Source organism: Cecembia lonarensis LW9 (assembly GCF_000298295.1).
GTDB classification, from domain to species: Bacteria; Bacteroidota; Bacteroidia; order Cytophagales; family Cyclobacteriaceae; genus Cecembia; species Cecembia lonarensis.
The window spans coordinates 1-944 of sequence record NZ_AMGM01000226.1 but is presented as its reverse complement, the minus strand read 5'-3'; the positions used below and the strand labels follow the sequence as shown (position 1 = coordinate 944).

1 protein-coding gene is annotated in these 944 nt (G+C 62.7%); it reads left to right on the top strand.

Annotation, left to right across the window (positions count from 1 at the left end):
* Positions 1-620 precede the first annotated feature (620 nt).
* A partial coding sequence (locus tag B879_RS23880) for an ABATE domain-containing protein (RefSeq protein WP_040401554.1) occupies positions 621-944 on the top strand: 324 nt, incomplete at its 3' end.

Here is a 944-nt window from a genome sequence, read left to right as displayed (position 1 = left end):
GCCAGCGAGAGCAAGGCGCCACCGATGGTCGATGGCCTTGGGGCTCTTGCGGAACCTGATCCAAGAGAAAAAGCACGATGAGACACCGGTGCTAGGTACTCCAAAAGCAGCGCGACCCCGACATCGAGGCGTTCGAACGGCCAAGAAGTAGAAGAACTGGCAGGCGCCAACCCCGAAGAGCCCAAAGAGCAGGATCGACTTCCAATTGGAAGCGATCAGCGGCCACTTGCCGCGCATCACCAAGCAGCGTGGGAACCAGCAAAACCAGGGCAGCCCCGGCCATGCGCAGGGTCACCGCCGCGGCAGGACTCCAACCCGGCCTCCAGCAATGCCTTGGCGAAGGAACCGGAGACGCCGAAGACGGCGGAGGAGAACAGCGCGACTCCGACGCCGCCCAGTCGCGGGGCGCGCGGGCTGTTGCCACTGGCTCAGGCTGAAGCCGGTGCGTGGTGATCTCTTCGCGTGGCACGGGGTAACGCTCCCTGGTGGGTCTTGGCGGAATCCGACGTAGGAGTGGCCATGGATGCCAAATCGACTGTCAGGAGTAAAGTTCGGTATGCTCATGACACTAGATCTTGCCCGGTTCATCCGTCAATCCCCGTAGCCACACAGGAGTCACATTGATCTTTGCCCCTGACACGGAAGCCTCGTTGGGCACCGTCGTGGCGCTCATCAACACCGCCATCGCCGAGACGGACGCGTTGCTCACCTCTGCAGACCTCGAGGAGTTCCTCAATGAGCAAGGGTTCACCGGTTCACGTACGCGCAACGACGCGGAGCTTCGTTCGGTCCGCCAGTTGCGCTCCCAACTGGGCGAAATCTGGGTGCTCGACGAGGACCAAGCCGTCGAGGCCGTCAACAACATCCTGCGCACAGCGCGCGCCCTACCCCAGCTGATCAGGCACGACGGCTGGAACTATCACATCCACGCGACCACCCCCGAG